The sequence below is a fragment of the Nitrospirota bacterium genome, from assembly GCA_016235245.1.
GTDB lineage: Bacteria > Nitrospirota > Thermodesulfovibrionia > Thermodesulfovibrionales > UBA6898 > UBA6898.
On the sequence record JACRLO010000004.1, the window covers coordinates 21,649 to 40,859 of the forward strand.

The following is a 19,211-nucleotide window of genomic DNA, read 5'->3' on the forward strand; positions in this document are numbered from 1 at the left end:
AAAAGGTATTCAGGAGGGCGACATGAGCAAGGTATATTTTGGTATCGATCTCGGGACAAGCAGGTCATCTATAAGCTATGTAGTCGATAATCCCCGCGCAGGACAGGGTGTCTATCTGGAACCCGAAACAGTCAAGTTCAGTCCGCCTCCAGGCGCAACAGCATACCATCATCTGCAACGTTACCCGTCGGTAATTTATCTCGAAAGAAAACAGAAGAAGCTGAAAATCATCTCGGGGTTTGAGGCCGATGCTGCAGCCAGCGGGAAACTGGCAAAGCCTTTCGAGAGTCTCTTCGCATCCGCAAAGTCCGATATGGGCACGTTGAGAATATATGAGGATTCAATATCGCCTGATATATCTACCCCGAAGGAGGTCTCGGCTGAGATAATCAGGCAGCTTATAAGGGCAGCAGAAAAAGAGACCGGCATTTCGCCAAAGAACTGTAACGTTGTAATAACCGTTCCGGCTTCTTTCATGCATAACCAGCGAAAGGACACATTGGAGGCAGCTAAAATGGCTGGCCTTAATATCGATGAGGGAGACCTCCTTGACGAACCGATTGCAGCATTCATCCACATGGCCTGTCACCAGAAGCTTGATGCAAGACTCGACATGAAGACCTCGAAGAAGATACTTATGTTTGATCTGGGTGCCGGCACCTGTGACATATCACTTTTTGAGGCTGCCTATGATATAGAGCAGTTACAATCCGGCGTGGGCCTTCAGATAAAAAACAGAGCAATCAGCAACTACAAAAAGCTGGGCGGCGACAACATTGATCTTCACATAGTTGAAGAGGAGCTTTTACCAGCCTTCTGTGAAAAAAACGGTATAGACTTCAAGACACTCAAGGAGAAGACAAAGCGTGAAGTGCGGTTCAGGCTGAAGGCTGTGGCAAAACTTCTGAAGGAATCTCTCTGCAGGCAGCTCGACACTCATCGGACGACAAAAGAGGTGCGGCAGTCATGGGCAATAGATTCAATGGTCATTTCATCGTTTGACGAAAGGACAAAGAAAGTCCATGGCAATATGTCTTTGAAAAGGTTTATGGAATTAATGGAGCCTTTTGTGACAGATGATCTCGAAAGCTCTTATAAGGTTGCCGATGACTATTACACCTTTTCCTTCTTTGGGCCAGTCGTCAATGCCCTAAGGAAAGCAGGCTTGCGCATGGCTGATATTGACGGCTTCATATTTAACGGTGGCAGCTGCCATAACCCTGTTATAAAAAAGGCTTTTTCCGGATACTATCAGCTCTCGCATGCAAATTTCTTCGAAACCCCTGATCTCGATAGGTCGGTATCCCAGGGCGCAGCCATACACTGCTACCATCGCCATAAGAATGAAAGAATAATTGTTGCGCCTATCGTTAACACTGAAATAGGGATCTATACCTATGGCCTGAAAAGAGAGGCGTTGGTAAAGGCCGGAGCAGAACTCCCCTTCCCGCATGAGGGATATTTTATCAATGATAATTTCTGTGTGCCGAAGGACAATCTGGACAGTGTCGGCATATCCATATATGCGGATGATGGCAGGGTCATAAGCAACCTCAGACTCGCATTGCCTCCCCACACGGCAAAAGGGGAACCGATCAGTATTGGCATCAGCATAGACCGCAATAAAGTCATGAGTTTCACCGCTGCCCTGAAAAATGCACCTGATTCAAAAATGAAGGTGGAGATTAGTCATCCCTGGACCCATAATGTAAATACCCCTGAGGATATGGACGTCGGAAGGTGCTGGGAGCAGATTGCTGAAATGAGGATGAAGGGCTCGTCTGTCCCACATGATAAGCTGATCGATCTGTCAATTAAGGAACGCCTCAGGGGAAACTCAACAGCTGCCCTCGAAATACTTCAGCGGCTTGAGGATAAAGGTATTCAGACGGCGAGGATTAACAATGCGATTGCTCTTGCCTATGGTGATCTTGATGAAGAGGAAAAAGCCCTGGAATATTTTAAAAGGGCAGTCGAGCTGGAGCCACGGAATGCTGTTATGCTGGCGAACTATGGCAGTCAACTTGTGATGTGCGGTCAGGTCACTGAAGCAATCCCTAAATTAAGAGAGTCAATTGATATCGATCCGGATGAATATATTGCCTATAACTGGCTTGGACATGCTTATCGGCATATCGGAGAAGAAGATAATGCCCGCCAGGAGTTCAAAAAGGCCCAACAACTCCTGAGGGCAGTAAGTTCAAGGTATCCTGACAATGATTGGTATTTGAAATATATGGAGGGGGTGCACAGAGCTCTTGGTGAGTATGATGAGGCCGACAGGGCCAGAAAGCAACAGCAGAATGCGCGCAACACCAGGCTACTGAACGGAAGTCCCGAAGCCCTTGTTGCAGGGCCTGATTCAGGGATATGGGAGGAGGCTGATCTTTTTGAAAACAAATAAGAAGTCTCTCAAAAGAAAACCAAAAAATGTCTGGAACTCTGTCAGAAAGCTCGAAGGGTATCTCAAGAAGGCTGATATTCAGGCAAATGTCTTTATGGATTCGTTGCAGGAATTGAGAGATGAAATTACCCTTGAGGTTAAAGGCTGCATTGTCCGAGACCTCTGCAAGTCGGTCAATGGTGATATTCTGCATGAACTGTCGGAACATAAAAGGCGCAGGGAAGCAGGACGCCTTGGAAACAGCATTGAGCAGAATGCTGTGCTGGGCAGCATATTCGATACTCTTACAGACGTGCTTCAGCTCGCCCCTGTGAGAAATGTCGGAGAGCGCTTCAGTCTCAGCAGGACAACAGCGAAGGATTATGAGTTTGATGAACACCCCCAGGCGCTTGATGATGAGAAAGTGGAGCATTTTGAAGTTGAGGTATTGCGCTGCGGATGGAAGGTCGGGAGCAGACTGATAGTTAGGCCGATAGTATTTGAGGCAGGTCTCAAAAAGCCGTTCCGCTATGAAGAACCTGATCCTTTGGCAAATCTAATGTTTGTGACGAGTGAAGGAGACGGCAATGATCCCGGAAATTGATATCAAGATAAAAGAATGCAGCGAATTAGGTTATGACCTTTCAAGGCAGAGCAACTGGATTATTGGACAGGCTTATTGTTACGAATGGGATGCAACAAAGGAAGCGGCACTAAAGCAGGGTATCAATCTTGATAGTTTTCTGACTTTCCAGATCGGCTACCACTTAGCCATTAAGAACCCTAAAGGCAAATTTCTGGTATGGTATGTGCCTTTTGGCGAGATGTTTTTTTTGACCGTAACGCGAAAGGGCAAGACAATTCCAACCTGGATGGCTGACATAGCAGGATACCGAGAACAGGGCCAAGATTATCTCAAGGAGAATTCCAGACCATTCCTCTATTATGATGGCCTAAATGTAACGCGGGTTCATTTCGTGTCTGAAACTATTGAGCAGGACGCATACTATATATCTGATCTCGGCAATATGTTCGGACTGAACGTTGCGCGTACAGAAAAGGATAACTACGAAGACATCAGAGATAATGCCTCTAAATATTATGACTGCGCTGTAGTGTCATCTGAAGCCATACAGATCGCGGAATGGATGGGCAAAAAGATCGTGATTAATCATGCGTTCTGTAGGCTTGTATGAGCTCATGGCAAACGTGCTTGAACGAGGACAAGGTGTCAAAATGACTAACAGCCGGCTTTTGGTAATGGGTGATATTCATGGAATGTATGATGAATTGATGCTGTTACTCAATTCCAGCGGTTATGAGCCGAAAACGGATGAGCTAGTGGTTCTCGGTGATTATATTGACAGGGGTCCCCAGTCCAGAAGTGTTATTGAGTTCTTTATGGATCTCAAGGCCAGACATGGCTCAAGAGTAACGCTTCTCATGGGAAATCATGAAGAAATGTGCCTGAAGGCTCACAAGGGGAATAGGGACGCTCGCATTGCGGCAAAGTTTCACTGGCTGGCAAACGGCGGAGAGGCAACGCTGCAGAGCTTTGGTGGCGAGCTCCCTGCCGGTGTCATTTCCTTTATGAAAAAGCTGCTACTGTATGCAGAGACCGAACAGTACATCTTTGTTCATGCCGGAGCAGATCATTCATTGCCTTTGTCTGAAGCTGATCCTGAAGATCTTCTCTGGAGCAGTTCACCCCTGCCTCATTACAGCGGCAAGATGGTGATCGTTGGCCATGCCATTCGTGATGAGGTAAGTTTTCATGCCAGATCAAATACCCTTTATATCGACACGGGCGCATTCCAAAGTGTTTGGGGCAGAACAGGAAGATTAAGCATGGTAGACCTTGTATACAGGAAAGTCCACTGGATAAACACAGGTGGCCCCGATCATGGAACATACAGCGTGAATGAACTGATTATTGAGCCGTTGCGTTTGCATAGATAAGCAGAACGTCTGAAAATACTTCTTAGGAGAAATCAGCATGACCCCAATGAAAACAGTGTCAACATCCAAAGGAGAAGTTAAACTCTTTCCCCCCACAGTGGAGCTTCTTGAGTCCATCCGTTCTTTTTTACCTTTCGGAATAGCCCGCTATACTTCGACGTATCAAGGCGCTGACTTCGGGTTAGTCATAAAGCGCGGCGAGGACGAGCTCTTCGCTGTCAAGCAACAGCCCATTGATTACGATGAGGCGCAGAGCAACATCACACGCCAGGCCAATGCTATCCTTGTTGCGGAAAGTCTGCAGAGCTACCTCAGTCACGGCTTCTCTGGCCTGTTTATGCCATTCGCTTATCGCCGCACTAAAGACGCTGGGCGCTTTGAGACAGGGATTGCATATTTTGGAGCTCCATCCAAGCAAGGCCGTGAGTGCCTTGAGTATCCCTTTGACGCGGCTTACGACAGACAGTTCGGTCACGGTTTTACAACCATGATGGGCACCTTTATCCGAGCTCTTCAGCAGAGTTCGCGTGATACCGGCATCAGTCTTGACAGAATAATTGGTCTCGATGTGAGGTCTTTGCTTCAGCTTGGCTCATTCTCCTTCGGCTACATGCTTGTCGGCCCACACGTTATATGCCTTAAGACAGAGGTATCAGAGCGGGACCCAACATGGACAATTCTTAGATCCACGGGTATCTCGGAAGTATTTCATATTCCGAGTATGGCCGCAGTGCTTAAATCATCGGCGAGTACAAACTGAACATAGTAAAACGATGTGCTGAATGAAAACATCAAATCTTTAAGGGTGAGCGGTCTTCAATAGAAAAAAGGACACTCCATTTGGAATGTCCTTTTTGATTGTATCGTCTCACCATCCTGATGTAGCCCTGCAGGATGCAACAGGTTTTTTGCTATACTGTTCTGAGAGTCCTGAAAAAAACATTGTGAACATTCTTTATGACCTGTGTAATTGCTTCGTTTCCGTTAGTCATTAAGTTCACAAGTTTCAGATCGCTCAAGAGCCTCATCTGTTCCTGGGAAATGTACCGCAATCCGAAATTGCAGATTGCCTGTTTCCCTTCGCCTATAAGTTTCAGGCACTGAAGCATGTCAGTCGTGAAATAGACTTCCTGAGAAGGATCTACCCGATGGTAATTATACAAATAGAATTCTGGGTTGAAAGAGTGATGAAAAGCAGGTTTGGAGTCTTTCAGTTTCATTCCCCAGTAAGCGATTTTCTTTCCGCTTTCGTTATGAACCGTGAAAGCGATACAACCGCTCATCATAGTCTTGCCTTTTGGCTTTCCCACTCCGAGTTCCTTCGCTATCTCTGGAGAGATCACTCCTTCGAGCTGTTTCAGGTAATCAAGCTCGTAGTTAAGCGTTAACTCATTGGTTATTTTGGAAGTGGCTGTAGTTATTGCCTTTTCCTCAAGGAGCTTGGACGCTTCTTCCCACGAAAGTTTCTTAACTTCCATGGTTAAGGTTACAATCTGCCCGCTGATTTTGCATTCAGGACAGTAAAGAACATTCTTCTTTTCCCCGAATGATTTGATAACTGCCTGTTTGTCGCACTTGTGGCAAGGGTACTTTACGTATGCTCCCGACGGCTCTCCTTCTATTCCCAGTAAAGAAAGAGCTTTTACCGTGTCTACGGCGGTTATAAGGTCGGAATATTTCATTTAAATTTCCTCCTGTGGTAATATAATCAGTCTGTTTTCATTGGTGGTGGGTAGTGGTGGTGGAAAGGCAACAAAATCCCTCTTTCAGTCCAATCTATCCAATGTATCCATCAGACAGAATTGAATTAAATCAAGCAATTACGTATGCGCCTGTAGCTCAGTTGGATAGAGCAACTGCCTTCTAAGCAGTAGGCCACAGGTTCGAATCCTGTCAGGCGTACCATTTTATTGCTGAGATCAGTGAAACGATACGTAATTGGTGATAAGGTCCGGAGATGCTATGCTTTTCCCGGTTTTTTCGTTTATACTATTCACTGGTCACCAGCTTCAACATTAACGGTTTTTATTATGGTGGGTGTAGCTCAGTTGGTTAGAGCACCAGGTTGTGGCCCTGGTGGTCGGGGGTTCGAGCCCCCTCACTCACCCCATTTAACACTTGCCCGTATAAGGTGCGGGGTCATCAATCGGGTATTTGGTTTTGGCGTCTCATACGGTCTTATTCCTGATTGAATTTATAACGTTTTTTCATGCGCCTGTAGCTCAGATGGATAGAGCATCAGCCTCCGGAGCTGAGGGCCGGAGGTTCGAATCCTCTCAGGCGCGCCACCCAAATCCTGCTCTTGAAGAAGTAAAGAAAAGTTTTTCTTTAACCGGGCAGTTTTGGTTGACTCTGAAATTTATTTTGATTAATATATCGTTTCACTGGTTATTGATTACCAATCACTGTTTTTCAATGGACCGTTAGCTCAGTTGGTAGAGCAGCTGACTCTTAATCAGCGGGTCGCAAGTTCGAATCTTGCACGGTTCACCATTATAGACAAGGGTTTGCGGGTTTTCCTGCAAACCCTTTTTTCTTGCTTTGATCACTACCAAATCACTACATCCCTAAATAGTCTCTTGGTATGCTGAACTCAGGAAGTGTGTCAGAAAATCAGGAAGAAAGTTCCAAAAAAGACAGTTTTTCCCGCTCAGTCAATTAAATAACGCTGTCCATTCCTGTGATTATATTGATGCAACCAACTGATAATAAAGCAATTAAAAATAGATTTCGCTCTGCGCTTTATTTTTAAGCCAGTGGCATATATTATGCAATTATAATTCAGAGGATAAAAATATGGACAAGGGAAAAATGAGAATGCTGGTAACTATCCTGATGGACTCTTCTCTGTATGAGACAATGACGCATGAGGAGAAGATGGCTCTTCTGTTCAGATTGATAAAGGATTACCCTGCACTTATCAGTTAAGCCCGATTGTAAGCCAGAGTGGTATGGAAAAACTGGACAGTGTCGTAAGTGTTAACGCTGCGCTAAAGTAGGAAACCGTGGGGCTGTCAGAGGTCGAGACATCACATGATCACCCCCTGGGATAAGCGGCTCACCATTTGCCCTATAGGGGGTGATCCCGATTATTTAAGTTGACAACCATTTATAAGGGGAGTAGATTGGAATCAGAAGAGGCACACCAAGTGGTTGTTTTGCTCGCCTCAACTCAGCAGAAAGGTTTTAAATTCGTAGGACGTAAAGTACAGACGTAAAACTCTTATGCTGTATGTCTCAAGATGTTCAAACCGCTGAGCACTGAGGATGAGCAGAACACCACTTTTAGAGACAGAAGAAGTAAATACCTTGGAATGGGTTAAGTCTTAGAACTAAGTAATGTGGTCAGGAAGCGGGAGCAAGATGTGGTGAGCAGGCCCCCAGCATCGAGGGGGAAGCCTAAAGCATCTGCCAAAGCCTCCAAATAGAAAAATCTAAGCTTGCCCAAGACCCAAGGTGTTTCACTTCTTTTTTTATGAGTGATATCGAATAAACATACAAGTGTAGCCCCCTAAGCCTGCAGTTCTCCCGGAATTGACCCTCACATTCTTGATTGAGACTGCGTTTTAAGCTGATATCTGTACATGGGTCTTATTTTAGATCTGCGTTTATTGACACAGATACAAAAGAAAGGCACTCTTATCTCGTACTGTCCCCTGAGTATCAGGATATCAGGGCTTGTGATTTTCACAATTTCTTCAATAATCTGTGATATGTTTCACACATGACGGCTGTTTCGTTGCAGGTTATTTTGCATCCGCAAAATGGCCCGAATAATGGATAGAGAGAAGAGTGATTGCAAAAATATGGAACTGCATAGCATAGGGTGGGGCGGGTAACGACATAATGAATTTATTTGGGAAGATCTCCGAGTATCTAGGTCATAAGCCGAAGTCTTTTATCCTTGCAATCAATGCTGCCTTACTTCTTTGTACCGGTCTTGCTGATTATTTAACCGGCTATGAAATAGGAATATCGCTCTTTTATCTTATTCCTATAAGCCTTGCGGCATGGTTCGGAGGCAGAACTCTGGGCCTCTTATTTTCACTTATGAGTGCCCTGATAACCGCTGCCGTTGATTTTATGGCAGGAGAAGAATACTCAAATATTGTTATTGAGGGATGGAATCTTCTGATGCGTTTCGGCTTCTTCAGTATCTATACCGTTGTGCTTTCCACGGTAAAAATAGATTTGGATGAACGCAGGAAGCTGGTTGAAGAGCTTCAGCAGGCATTGAGTGAAGTGAAGCGATTAAGCGGTTTGCTCCCCACCTGTGCGTCCTGCAAAAAAATCCGGGATGATAAAGGCTTCTGGAATCGGATGGAAGACTATATTAGTGATCATTCCGAAGCAGAGTTCTCACATGGCATATGTCCTGAATGCGCCCAAAGACTGTATCCCAAGGAATATGCTTTTTTGTTAAGCAAACAGGGAGACAAAACGGATAAGGTTTAGCAAATGCAGTGCTTAATGATTACAACAGCATAGAGCAGATAAATGGTTTACCGCATATTCATGTGGCATTGGTGCAGCCCTGTCCGGTATGTCAACGTCTTTAAGAGTCTTCTGTATATCTCGATTGACGTTGATTCACAAATGTGTCCATAATACAAAACAATGACATGTTTAACGCACTAATAGTGAAGGAGATGCGATGGGCGATATAAAGTTTAGCGACAATTACAATGATCTTTGTCAGCAGCATGGTGTCAGCGCCGGCTTTCAGTTCGAATTCTACTGTGAACGCTGCAGTGACACCTGGCGGACCGAATTTGTTCCATACCGGGGAGGTCAGGCCTCAGGATGGCTTGGCAAGGCTGCCGGAATGCTTGGCGGCGTGCTCGGCAATGTCGGAGATGCCGTGGAGGGGCTGGCTCAGTCAGGCTGGGGAACGGCCAGGGACGATGCCTTTAAGAATGCCGTGGACCAGGCCAGGAAACACTTTCACCGCTGTGCAAAATGTTTTCAGTATAGCTGCGACGTATGTTGGAATAAAGATAAGGGCCTCTGCCTCAACTGCGCGCCTGATGCGGAAGTGGAGATCGATTCTGCCATAGCGGAGGGTGAGATCGCCGCCGTCCGCGAGAAGGCGGTGGAAGAAGGTATGAAGCGCGGCAAACAGAGGGATGTTACCAGGAGCCGGCAGCTTGTCTGTCCTGACTGCAATACGGAGACACACGGAGCAAAATTCTGTCCGAATTGCGGAAAACAGCTGGCAACTTCGGTAACCTGCCCGGGCTGTTCTTATGAGGCGTCGCCAGGCACAAAATTTTGTCCGGAATGCGGGAAGAAGATGGCATAATAATCGGATTTTGCGATTGAGTTTATTTACGCAGGTCGCGTAACAACCGCTGGAATTCCCTGGATTCCGTAAGTATCCGGCCTGCTGCAGCCCGCAGATTATCTACATCCTCAGGTGCCAGGGCGAAAGAAGTAGAAAGCCGCTTGAAATACCCGCGTTCTATTTCGTCCTGCAGCGCATCAAACTTGACCTCTACGATATAGAACTGCATATCTCCGCAGGAACCCGGATCTGTCGAGGCTGTTTTCCCGATGCAGCGCTGTGCGCGGACCTGCTCGGCCCATTCCTTCAGATTCTCCTTCAGAAGCGCTATGGTCTCGACATTGTACCGCTCTATGGCAATTGTCGAATAGGATTCAAGCATTGCGGCTAATGCCGGAGGACTCTCCATCCTATCCAATTTGGAATCAGGCTGGGTTTCGGCGTTGACCACAATGAAGATAACCTTGTGGACATTTTCATGATGCGTATTTCGTATCGTTTTCCAGAAGTCCCCTCTGAAGATTATCCTGTCAACAATTGCCCTGAGGCCCAGGTTGTCTGCAACGCCGCCGTCGATAAGATGGAGATAGGGTTTTCTTTCGGGATCAAGATAGGGCTTAATGCTATTGACGAGGTGGATCTGCCGGTCTGTTACATCGTGTTCCCTCAGAACGCGATCGACGGGTTCAGGGATTGTATAATTACAGCTCCCTGCATAATTCCGCACGGTCACGGGACTCAGGATAACGGGCACTGCCGAGGAGGCGGCAACAGCCCGTGCCACAGGAAAATTCGTAAGATCCGAGCAGATCATGTCGAACATGTCCTGGGTAAATCCGACCCTCACGCCGTATGTCATGTCGGTGGCATTAATGATAATCATCGGACCTTTCCGGGCCGCGATATCGCCGATGGTGCCTCCGTCGAAGATATACCTGTCGTAATACTCGGCGGCCAAATCACTGCGGTCGAAATAGGGTGAAAGAAGACGCGCCACGTTTACCGGGTTGAAAATTTTTGAGAGGATTTCTCCCTGAATATTTTTTTTCAGGAAACTGCCTTCAAAATCCTGGAAGATTCGATCGCCAAAAAGACCGTAATAACCGGCAGTGAAACTCCCACCGGAAACGCTCGATATGGTGTCAACTTCATCCAGGAGTCTTCGTTCTTTTCCCTCTGTCACGATTACGGTATTGGCAAGCACTTCAAGCACTCCGTATGAAAATGCGGCTGCCCTGGTTCCGCCCCCTGATAGGGTCAGAAAAATAAGCATGTCATCGGATTTTCCGGGCATTCTCATGCTTTTGGCCCGGTACCCGGCTGCCGGGTTATATTCCTTGAGAGGCTGATTTGCAGGATAATGTGCACATCCGGGGATGAGAATCGAGGCCAGAAGAGCGACAGCAAGGAAGTATATTACTCTCCCCTGCATAAACGCTCCCTGAGGAAAAACGCCGGTCTGTTCAAGGTGTTCTGTTCCGCCCGCTTTTCTGCATGGTACGGTTTTTTGCTTACGGTAAAGGCTGCTGCGGTATCGACCTCAGAAGGGCTCAAAACCAAACCGCTGGCCGCTTACGCTTGCCTCTGCCATGAATCCGGCGGTTGGAAGTATAAAGACCGCCACACCGTCCGTGTAGGTTCCTGCTTTCCCTACGCCTTCGGTTACGACTATGGCGGACAGTTGAGCTCCCATCTCGAAACGGCCATTTTTAAAGTCCTCAGCGCGGTCTTTGTCACGAAAAAAAACGATCTCCCGGTATGCCTGTCCGCCGATCTGGGCACCGGCGCTCAGCTGAGTAATGCTCACTTTTCCTATTGCTTTTCCGTTTTCAAAGAACCATCCCCTCCCATATCCTACGCCCCCTATGAAAGCGCCCTTGCCGACTGTCGGTAATACCGCATAGGCGTACGCCTTGTCAAAATATATTTGCAGGCTTGGATCGATCGACAGGAGCCGGCTTATCGTATCTTTTACGGCACGCTCTTCTTCCTCCCTGTCCCGAGGATCCCAACCGCCGTATGCGGACGAAAGAAGAAGAATTAAAACAAAAGCCATGCTTGACATGATGATTCTTTTCATTTTCCACCTCGTTATGAGAAATAAGTCTGCGTGACAGTCTGCACGTCACCTGCTTTTCATTATATGCTGGCGGCGGTGCGGTGTCAAAGCCGGCCTGCCAAAAAGTCTGGCATTCAGCTGCCCCTTTTCAGGTTCAGACGGCATAACAGCCTTAATTTCCCCTTACGGATAAGGGAAACGATGGCAGGTCCTGTTTAATGCTCTCTTGCTATTGAAACAATGCGTGATACAATGTGTTTAATAACCGAGTGAGGATGCTCCCTTGGTAATGTTACCAAGAGACGTTTTAGACGCCGGGGAGGTAGTATGAAGATACGCAGAGTCATAAATCGGTCAGTCTGTCTCCTTGTCATATTAATTCTTACACTGCCGCTGCAGTCATTGGCGCAGGATGCGGGGGGAGGAGCTCAATACGGGTCGTTCAGCAGGGAGCAGCTTGCGCAGATGCTGGCACCCGTTGCCCTGTTCCCCGATGCACTTTTGTCTCAGATACTGATGGCCGCCACATATCCACTCGAGGTGGTAGAGGCTGACCGGTGGGTGAAGAAGAATGCAGGTCTTGAGGGCGATGAGCTGGATCAAGCCCTTGTGGACAAAGAGTGGGATCCGAGTGTTAAGTCTCTCTGCCATTTCCCTTCTATTGTCAGTTCAATGAGCGATAAGATAGCACAGACAACCAGACTTGGCGATGCCTTTCTCGGACAACAGGCTGATGTTATGGCCATGATCCAGGAATTGAGGGAGAAGGCCCGCGAGACAGGGAACCTCACTTCCACGAAAGAGCAGAAGGTGACCGTCGAAAGAGAGACGATCATCATCGAACCGTCTACCCCCGAAGTGGTTTATGTCCCGTCATATGACCCTTATTATGTCTACGGACCCTGGTGGTATCCTGCCTATCCTCCCTATTATTGGTGGCCAGGACCTGCGGTCATAGGCGCCGGCCTGGTTTTCTGGCCCGGCATCTATGTCGGCATTTCTGCGAGTTCCTGGTGCTATTTTGATTGGTATAACCATATTATCGTACTTGACTGGGGCAGAACTCACAGGTTTCATCGTCACCGCGGCGATAGAGATGGTAGTGACAGGTGGCATCATGATTCAGAGCACCGCAGAGGCGTTGCATACCGGGACAGGGAGACGGCCAGAAAATTTGGCCAGGCTGCTGAACGATCCCGTGAGTCGAGACGTGAACTTCGCGGTTTTCCTGAACGCCGGATCATGGACAGTCAGACACGGGAGACGACCCGGAGGGATACGGAAAGAACTCCTTTGAGAAGCGGCGGGACAGTCCGCCCGGAAAAGGGCAGAGTCCGTGAACAAATTGACCGCGGAGTGAGGCCGGTAATCCCGAAGCGGGAAAATGTCTTTGATGGTGGCGGTGACGCAAGGAGAGAAAGTATGGAGAGCGAACGCGGCCGGAGCAGTCGTGAAGGCGCTGGTCAGAGCACGGGCGAAAGCAGGGGTAATGATGGCGGCAGAAGTCAGGGGCGCAGCAAGGGCCTGAACTCGGGGCAGGATGGCCGCGGAGAACTCAGGAGGATGGGAAGATGACGATATGCTCCAAACAGATACAGAACTCTGACACCTTTGCCTCAAATACCGCGATGATGCAGAGGCGAATGCGGTCATCTGCATCTGCATGGGCAGGTGTTCTGGTAATGGTATGTATTGCCTTTTTTGCAGGTTCTGCTTTTGCAAAGGCCGGTGTTGGCGCAAAACAGAGGACATTTGCATCACCCGATGAGGCAGCCAAAGCCCTGGCGGTTGCAGTCAAAAATAATAATAGCAAAGAATTGGTTGCTATTCTCGGACCCGGATCAGGAGATCTTATTTTTTCAGGTGATGAGGTTGATGACAGGATGAGAAAAGAGCGATTTATGAAAGCCTATGAAGAAAAAAACAACACAGAGCTGAGGGGAGCTGATAAAGCCCTGCTCCGTATCGGCAGCCAGGATCGTCTTTTTCCTATCCCTGTCATCAGGAAAAGAGACAGGTGGTTTTTTGATACAAAGGCAGGCAGGGAAGAACTCCTCTGCAGAAGGGTCGGCAGAAACGAACTGAATGTTATAAACGTGCTCCAGGCTTACACTGACGCACAGCGCGAATACGCTGTAAAAGATCGGGACAATGACGGTGTTTTTGAATTTGCCCAGCGCCTGATCAGCACAGAAGGCAAGCGGGACGGCCTGTATTGGGATGCAAAAGAAGGCGAAGAGGAGAGTCCTCTGGGGCCGTTGATCGCAAAGGCTTCAGGGGAGGGTTATAATAAGGCCCGCTCAAAAATGGAACCTTTTCATGGCTACTACTTTAGGATCATCAAGGCCCAGGGCCCCAGCGCAAAAGGCGGTGCCTTTGATTATATTGCCAAGGGACATATGGTTCTTGGTTTCGGTCTCCTTGCCTATCCTGCCAAATATAGCTCGTCAGGGATCATGACCTTTATGGTGAATCAGGAGGGCGTGATCTATCAGAAGGACCTTGGGGAACAAACAGCCAGGGCATCGAAAATAACCAGGTATGATCCTGATAAGACCTGGGAAAAGGTCGAGGAAGCGTCAAAACAGCAGAATTGATTTTTTATGCCGACAAGGGCATGACGGTGTTCTGGTCGTGCCCTTTTTGTCCGGGAAATTGCTTCAGGAGAGATCTTGCGTTCAGTACACAGACCGTATCCTGCCGGTCTTTCTGTCGAAGATGACCTTGTCAACCTGTCTGCTTTCCCGAAGCACCTGGGCCTCAATGAACCTGCCTTTATGAGAAATATGGCCCAGACGGTAGCCCCGCTCTTCGTAGTATTTGCTGAGCGACTGTATGGCTTCCCTGAGAGGAATAGACTCCCTGCATGCGCCATACACTGCGCAGTCCTTGCAATAAGCGCCATAGGGCGTAATCGGTCCCTCCCCTCCGGAAGAGAACGAAACGGCAGCCAGCACAATGAATGCCGCCAGCGCTGATCTGATGATACTGCGCAGAATTTTCATCATATCCTCTTTCTTATCCTATGCCGCGGTGATGAAGAAATTATGAAGAATTCTCTTCATGAGATATCCTCAACCCCGCTGATCTGCACCACTTTCCTTTTTGATGTATGCCCCCTGATGACCTTTATTTGTGATTTTTTTAGCTTCAATCCCTCAGCGAGCACCTCGATCAGCTGTTCGTTTGCAGCCCCTTCTACGGGCGGTGAGGTGAGTTTTACTTTCAGGACATTGTTGTCCATAACGCCTGCGATGCCTTTTTGCGAAGACCTTGGCTCAACCTTAATCTCGATCGTTATGCCGTTTTTTATCTTTTTAAACGGTATTTCCTTCATCTCTTATCCCTCGCGGTTTTCCGGAAGCCATATCCGGAACAGTGATCCCTTGCCCGCCGCACTTTTCACTTCTACGGTCCCCGCCATGGCTTCGACCAGCTCTTTGACAATGGCAAGTCCGAGGCCGATGCCATTGGACTCTTCCCCCCGGTAAAACCTCTTGAAGATGTCTTGCAGCCGGTCCTGCGCAATTCCCTTTCCCGAGTCAGCGACTTCAATATAAATTCCCTTGCCATCTTTGCCAAAATCGATCCGGATAGAGCCCCTATCCGTATATTTGAGCGCATTGGAAAGGATATTCTGCATGATCCTCTCCAGTTTTTCAGGGTCAGAAAATACGGGCAGGTCCTCTCTGTCCGATATCGTCATCTGAAGCCCTTTTTCCGCAGCGAGAGGAAGCATTCTATCCCGGATGCGCAAAAGAAATTCCTTAAGGTTAACCATCACAAAATTCTTTTTTGTAAAAAAGCTTGCTTCAGCCTTGGTGACGTCTTCTATGCCTTCCACGAGTCTTATAAGATTTTCTGTCTCTGCCCGGATATTCTCAAGCCCCTGTACCTGATCAGTGATGATGCCATCGTTTATAGCCTCAATATTTGCCTTCATGACCGCAAGCGGGGTGCGAAGCTCATGGGCGATATTGGATGTCAAATGCCTGCGCAGGGCCTCCTCACGCTGCAGGGCCTCAGCCATGTAGTTAAAGCTGCGGCTTAATTGACCGAGTTCATCCCCGGAGTATATCGGGACACGTACACTGAAGTCGCTCTCGGCAAGAGATTCTACGGCACCTTTCATCTTTTTCAGGGGCCGAGAAAGGAAGAGACTGAAAAACAGGGAAAGAAGGACAGCCCCGCCGCCTGCAATAGAGAAGGCTACGACTAGAAAATAGAGCCCCCTTTTTTTGAAGAGGGTTTCCTTCTCTTCAATGCCTGGCCTGCTGAGCTGCCTCACTTTCATCGTGCCGATCTCTCTTCCTTCCTGATACAGGGGATAGGGTTCATAGGCTCCTTTTGCAGAGCTCAGATCAGTGATTGCGAGCATCCGCTTTTGCATGGAGGGTGAGAGCATGGTAATGGCAGCCGCAGAACTCATCACTTCGTGGCCTTCCGCGTCCTCAATGGTCAGATCGAAGCCGAGCATGACAGCCCAGTGCAGGGCCTCATGCAGCGCAGCATGATCCCAGCGGCCAGCCTCATAACTGCCTTCAATGGACGCCATGATCCAGTAAAGCCTGTCTTCCCTTGCGCCGCTTACATATTCCTCAAAATCTCTCGTAATAAGGCGTTCATAGATGAGCCCCGAGATGAGCGAAAGGAGGACGACCGCAAGAAAAGAGAGAAAAAGCTTATTCCTCATCAGGTATGCCGATAAATTTATACCCGACACCATACACGGTCTGTATGAATTCGGGCGACTTCGAGTCTTCCTCGACTTTGTGACGCAGGTTTTTGACATGTGCGTCAATGGTCCTGTCATAGCCCTCAAAATCGAAGCCCTGAACAATATTCACGATCTGGTTGCGTGAGAGTATTCTGCCATTGTTTTCGGCAAGGGAGGTGAGGATCTTGAACTCCGTGAGCGTAAGCTGCAATGATTTGCCGCCCAACGTTATCTCATGGCGGTCGAGGTCAATCGTAAGCTTGCCCCTGTTGTAGCTGAGATGGTTCTTCTTTTTCTTTCCGGCCCGTCTCAAATGCGCCTTTATGCGCGCAACGAGCTCCTTGGGGCTGAAGGGCTTGACTACATAATCGTCTGCACCGATACCGAAGCCCCTGACCCGGTCTTCCTCGCCGCTTTTTGCGGTAAGCATGATGATCGGGACCTCTGAGGCTTCCCTGATTATGGAGCAGAGTTCTTCCCCTGCCATATCCGGAAGCATGAGGTCCAATATGATCAGATCCGGATTCTCCTTCAAAATGCCGAGCGCGGCAGACCCGTTTTCAGCCACCTTTATCCTGAAGCCTTCTTTCTCAAGGTATGCCCTGACAATATCAGAGATCTTCTTTTCGTCCTCAACGATCAGGATGAATTCTTTTCTGCCAATATCCATAATATGCACCTCCGAAAAACAGGGTTAAGACGGTCAGGATAATCCCAGCCAGTACATCTACCACATAATGATATCTGAGGTAAACCGTAGAAAAAATAAGTGCTGCAACGAAGGGCAGAAATGTCCAAAAGAGCCTCTTCTCAAATCTGAAGGCAAGGAAAAGTACGGTAAGTGCGATGCCGGTATGGCCGCTCGGAAATGCATCACGCTTTATGCCTTCAAGGCGGTTCAGCAGTTCCTGTATCGGCGCCGCAAGGATGAAGCCACGGAGTTCACTATTCTGCAGATGGTTTAGGGTGAAGCGCGGCCCGATTGCTGGGAAGAGCAGATACCCGGCGTATGAAAGATAAAAACAGAGCATGATCATAAAGAGAGCAGAGTCGAACTCCTTTTCACGTCTTTGTGCCAGAAGAACAATGCCGAGGGTGAACGGCAGAAGATAGTAGCTCGTATAGGCGATCTGGAGAGCATCGGTAAGCAGGGGGTGCATGATCCTCTCCATCATGACGGTCGGATGTCCGCCAAAGAGAAGGAAATCGAGCTTTATCAGAAACGGGTCTATGTCCACAGGATTTACGGCATGCACGACATATTCGAGGCTGTCGAAAATGGCGAGAATCGATATGGTCGGGAATATCAGATGATAGGACCAGTGCATGAACCGTCCTTTGTCCCGGAGCAGAAGCAAGAGCGCCTGAACAAGGAACAGACCGCAATAAAGCAGGATGAGAAATGCCGCATGGTCAATCTTATGGCTGAATATGACCGTGATAACGGTCAGTATGGTCAGCGAGAAAAAATTGAGGGTGTCCGCAGGTCTGAGCAGCACGAGAATGTTTCTGCTCATAGCCTATTGAGAACCCGTATGAGAGCTTTTTCTTTTCTTGACCGTTGTCTCGGGCTGCCTTTCAGTTTTTGTTCGAAGTCTTCTTCCTGCTCGTTATCATTGCTGCTGAAATTATTGCCGGCATGCTCAAGCAGGCTTGAGAACTGATCAGAAGGGACAGGCACTGAACCGCTTCTCCATGCATGGTCCGCAATCTCCCTGTCAGAACTGATCACGATCCACTCTTTTCCGCCCTGCCCCATTATGTCTTTGATCACCTCGTCTGCCTTGTCGCCGAGGCGGGAGTAGATAACACAAACCCCTCCGGTAATGGTCTGTTCCTGGTTATGGCCCCCTGATTTCCAGCCGTCAAATACGACGGTGATGTCATGGCCTTTCCGTTTTTTATATGCAGCAAGCTGCAGAATAAGTCTCTCCCGCTGCTTCTGGAGATCCCGGTGCTGTATGCCGATGAGATTGTAGCCGTCTATGATGAGCGAAGAAATTGCCGTCTCTCCTGATGTCGTTTTGCTGAGATAGTATAGCAGGTATTTTGGAGAGGATGAATCCCGGGGGTGATCACCTGGCGCCACAAAAGAGAGCGGCCGCCTCTTTTCCCGGAAGATCAGAGGCGACCGCTATGATTTTCGACCTATGCAGACAGGGTGATTCTATTCAGAAAGCGCAAAATGATCTCTTCGGTTTTTTGCCCAGCAGGATTCGCTGCTTTCTGTGCAGGCCGGTTTTTCTTCTCCATAGCTGATAAGTTCAATTTTTCCTGCCGGGATACCCAGTGTAACGAGATATTCTTTTGCGACCTTTGCCCTTCTGTCGCCCAGGGCAAGATTGTATTCGTTGGTCCCGCGCTCATCGGAATGGCCCTCGATGGTGACTTTTACTTTCTTGTTTTTCATGAGGATGTCGCCCAGAACCTTCGTCGATTGTTTTGCCTCGTCAGAAAGATCATATTTATCATATGCAAAATAGATGTCCTGCAGTTTTGCCTGCAATTCTCTGACATAAGCCGGTATCGTATCCTTCTTGTCCTTGTCGAGCGATGTCACGGACTCTGTCGGAATTTTCTTGGAATCGGCTGCAGTCTGTTTGTCAGAAGGGTTGCCTTGTGTTGCTGCCGGTGCCGAAGTTTGATCTACGGTCGACACTTTTTTCTGGGAACAGCCGGAAAATACAATAATACTTACGAGCGCCAGAACTGCCACTAAACCATTTTTCATGAATTCGTTCACCTTCCTCTAATGGATTGATTGTCCTGATTTGTCTATTTTTGGATCAACGTGTCTTCATTATAGTAA

Annotated in this window: 19 protein-coding genes and 4 tRNA genes; 13 read left to right on the forward strand and 10 right to left on the reverse strand. The window is 48.1% G+C overall.

Translation table 11 applies throughout. The features are described from left to right. Window positions 1–22 precede the first annotated feature (22 nt). From HZB31_01515 to HZB31_01535, 5 genes are read left to right on the forward strand one after another with little or no spacing between them, the layout of a single operon-like run. Window positions 23–2,404, forward strand: a complete 2,382-nt coding sequence (locus tag HZB31_01515) for an Hsp70 family protein (protein MBI5846631.1) — start codon at window positions 23–25, stop codon at window positions 2,402–2,404. Next, window positions 2,391–2,987, forward strand: coding sequence for a hypothetical protein (locus tag HZB31_01520; GenBank protein ID MBI5846632.1), 597 nt, complete (start codon window positions 2,391–2,393; stop codon window positions 2,985–2,987). The genes HZB31_01515 and HZB31_01520 overlap by 14 nt, the downstream gene beginning before the upstream one ends. Further along, complete coding sequence (locus HZB31_01525) at window positions 2,971–3,579, forward strand: hypothetical protein (protein ID MBI5846633.1); 609 nt, start codon at window positions 2,971–2,973, stop codon at window positions 3,577–3,579. The genes HZB31_01520 and HZB31_01525 overlap by 17 nt, the downstream gene beginning before the upstream one ends. Before the next feature lie 40 nt (window positions 3,580–3,619). Beyond that, window positions 3,620–4,342 (forward strand): serine/threonine protein phosphatase, encoded by a 723-nt coding sequence (locus tag HZB31_01530; protein MBI5846634.1) that lies wholly within the window; start codon window positions 3,620–3,622, stop codon window positions 4,340–4,342. A gap of 37 nt (window positions 4,343–4,379) precedes the next feature. Then, complete coding sequence (locus tag HZB31_01535; GenBank protein MBI5846635.1) at window positions 4,380–5,102, forward strand: hypothetical protein; 723 nt, start codon at window positions 4,380–4,382, stop codon at window positions 5,100–5,102. Between the two features lie 151 nt (window positions 5,103–5,253). Here the strand turns inward: HZB31_01535 and HZB31_01540 are convergent, their stop codons facing one another. Then, the gene (locus tag HZB31_01540) at window positions 5,254–6,024 is read right to left on the reverse strand and encodes a hypothetical protein (protein MBI5846636.1); all 771 of its coding nucleotides are present in this window, start codon (window positions 6,022–6,024) and stop codon (window positions 5,254–5,256) included. A 146-nt stretch (window positions 6,025–6,170) separates the two neighbouring features. Here HZB31_01540 and HZB31_01545 point away from each other — a divergent pair. The 6 genes from HZB31_01545 (at window position 6,171) to HZB31_01570 (ending at window position 9,644) form a co-directional block, all read left to right on the forward strand. After that, window positions 6,171–6,247 (forward strand) — tRNA-Arg (locus HZB31_01545). A 128-nt stretch (window positions 6,248–6,375) separates the two neighbouring features. Continuing rightward, a tRNA-His gene (locus HZB31_01550) sits at window positions 6,376–6,452 on the forward strand. 101 nt (window positions 6,453–6,553) lie between these two features. Continuing rightward, window positions 6,554–6,630, forward strand: a tRNA-Arg gene (locus tag HZB31_01555). A 129-nt stretch (window positions 6,631–6,759) separates the two neighbouring features. Next, window positions 6,760–6,835 (forward strand) — tRNA-Lys (locus tag HZB31_01560). Between the two features lie 1,353 nt (window positions 6,836–8,188). After that, window positions 8,189–8,797 (forward strand): DUF4118 domain-containing protein, encoded by a 609-nt coding sequence (locus tag HZB31_01565; GenBank protein MBI5846637.1) that lies wholly within the window; start codon window positions 8,189–8,191, stop codon window positions 8,795–8,797. A gap of 199 nt (window positions 8,798–8,996) precedes the next feature. Then, window positions 8,997–9,644 carry a zinc ribbon domain-containing protein gene (locus HZB31_01570; protein ID MBI5846638.1) on the forward strand — a complete coding sequence of 216 codons (648 nt, stop codon included), beginning with the start codon at window positions 8,997–8,999 and terminating at the stop codon, window positions 9,642–9,644. Between the two features lie 22 nt (window positions 9,645–9,666). On the opposite strand, the gene HZB31_01575 is transcribed toward HZB31_01570, so the two are convergent. Further along, entirely contained in the window at window positions 9,667–11,058 is a 1,392-nt protein-coding gene (locus tag HZB31_01575; GenBank protein ID MBI5846639.1) for a patatin-like phospholipase family protein, read from the reverse strand. Between the two features lie 108 nt (window positions 11,059–11,166). After that, window positions 11,167–11,706, reverse strand: coding sequence for a lipid-binding SYLF domain-containing protein (locus HZB31_01580; protein ID MBI5846640.1), 540 nt, complete (start codon window positions 11,704–11,706; stop codon window positions 11,167–11,169). Between the two features lie 306 nt (window positions 11,707–12,012). Between HZB31_01580 and HZB31_01585 the strand changes: the two genes are divergently transcribed. Further along, the gene (locus HZB31_01585; GenBank protein MBI5846641.1) at window positions 12,013–13,260 is read left to right on the forward strand and encodes a DUF3300 domain-containing protein; all 1,248 of its coding nucleotides are present in this window, start codon (window positions 12,013–12,015) and stop codon (window positions 13,258–13,260) included. Next, a complete protein-coding gene (locus HZB31_01590; protein MBI5846642.1) occupies window positions 13,257–14,282 on the forward strand; it encodes a DUF2950 domain-containing protein in 1,026 nt (341 codons plus the stop codon). Before HZB31_01585 ends, HZB31_01590 begins: the two co-directional genes overlap by 4 nt. Before the next feature lie 81 nt (window positions 14,283–14,363). Here the strand turns inward: HZB31_01590 and HZB31_01595 are convergent, their stop codons facing one another. The 7 genes from HZB31_01595 to pal all read right to left on the reverse strand — a co-directional run bounded on the left by HZB31_01595 (window position 14,364) and on the right by pal (window position 19,133). Further along, window positions 14,364–14,693 carry a hypothetical protein gene (locus tag HZB31_01595; protein MBI5846643.1) on the reverse strand — a complete coding sequence of 110 codons (330 nt, stop codon included), beginning with the start codon at window positions 14,691–14,693 and terminating at the stop codon, window positions 14,364–14,366. A 53-nt stretch (window positions 14,694–14,746) separates the two neighbouring features. Then, window positions 14,747–15,022, reverse strand: a complete 276-nt coding sequence (locus tag HZB31_01600; GenBank protein ID MBI5846644.1) for a DUF167 domain-containing protein — start codon at window positions 15,020–15,022, stop codon at window positions 14,747–14,749. Window positions 15,023–15,025: 3 nt separating this feature from the next. After that, the gene (locus HZB31_01605; protein MBI5846645.1) at window positions 15,026–16,378 is read right to left on the reverse strand and encodes a HAMP domain-containing histidine kinase; all 1,353 of its coding nucleotides are present in this window, start codon (window positions 16,376–16,378) and stop codon (window positions 15,026–15,028) included. Beyond that, complete coding sequence (locus HZB31_01610; protein MBI5846646.1) at window positions 16,368–17,072, reverse strand: response regulator transcription factor; 705 nt, start codon at window positions 17,070–17,072, stop codon at window positions 16,368–16,370. The genes HZB31_01605 and HZB31_01610 overlap by 11 nt, the downstream gene beginning before the upstream one ends. Continuing rightward, window positions 17,035–17,919 carry a phosphatase PAP2 family protein gene (locus HZB31_01615; GenBank protein MBI5846647.1) on the reverse strand — a complete coding sequence of 295 codons (885 nt, stop codon included), beginning with the start codon at window positions 17,917–17,919 and terminating at the stop codon, window positions 17,035–17,037. Before HZB31_01615 ends, HZB31_01610 begins: the two co-directional genes overlap by 38 nt. Beyond that, window positions 17,916–18,491, reverse strand: coding sequence for an NYN domain-containing protein (locus HZB31_01620; GenBank protein ID MBI5846648.1), 576 nt, complete (start codon window positions 18,489–18,491; stop codon window positions 17,916–17,918). Before HZB31_01620 ends, HZB31_01615 begins: the two co-directional genes overlap by 4 nt. A gap of 78 nt (window positions 18,492–18,569) precedes the next feature. Next, window positions 18,570–19,133 (reverse strand): peptidoglycan-associated lipoprotein Pal, encoded by a 564-nt coding sequence (gene pal / locus HZB31_01625; protein MBI5846649.1) that lies wholly within the window; start codon window positions 19,131–19,133, stop codon window positions 18,570–18,572. Window positions 19,134–19,211 lie beyond the last annotated feature (78 nt).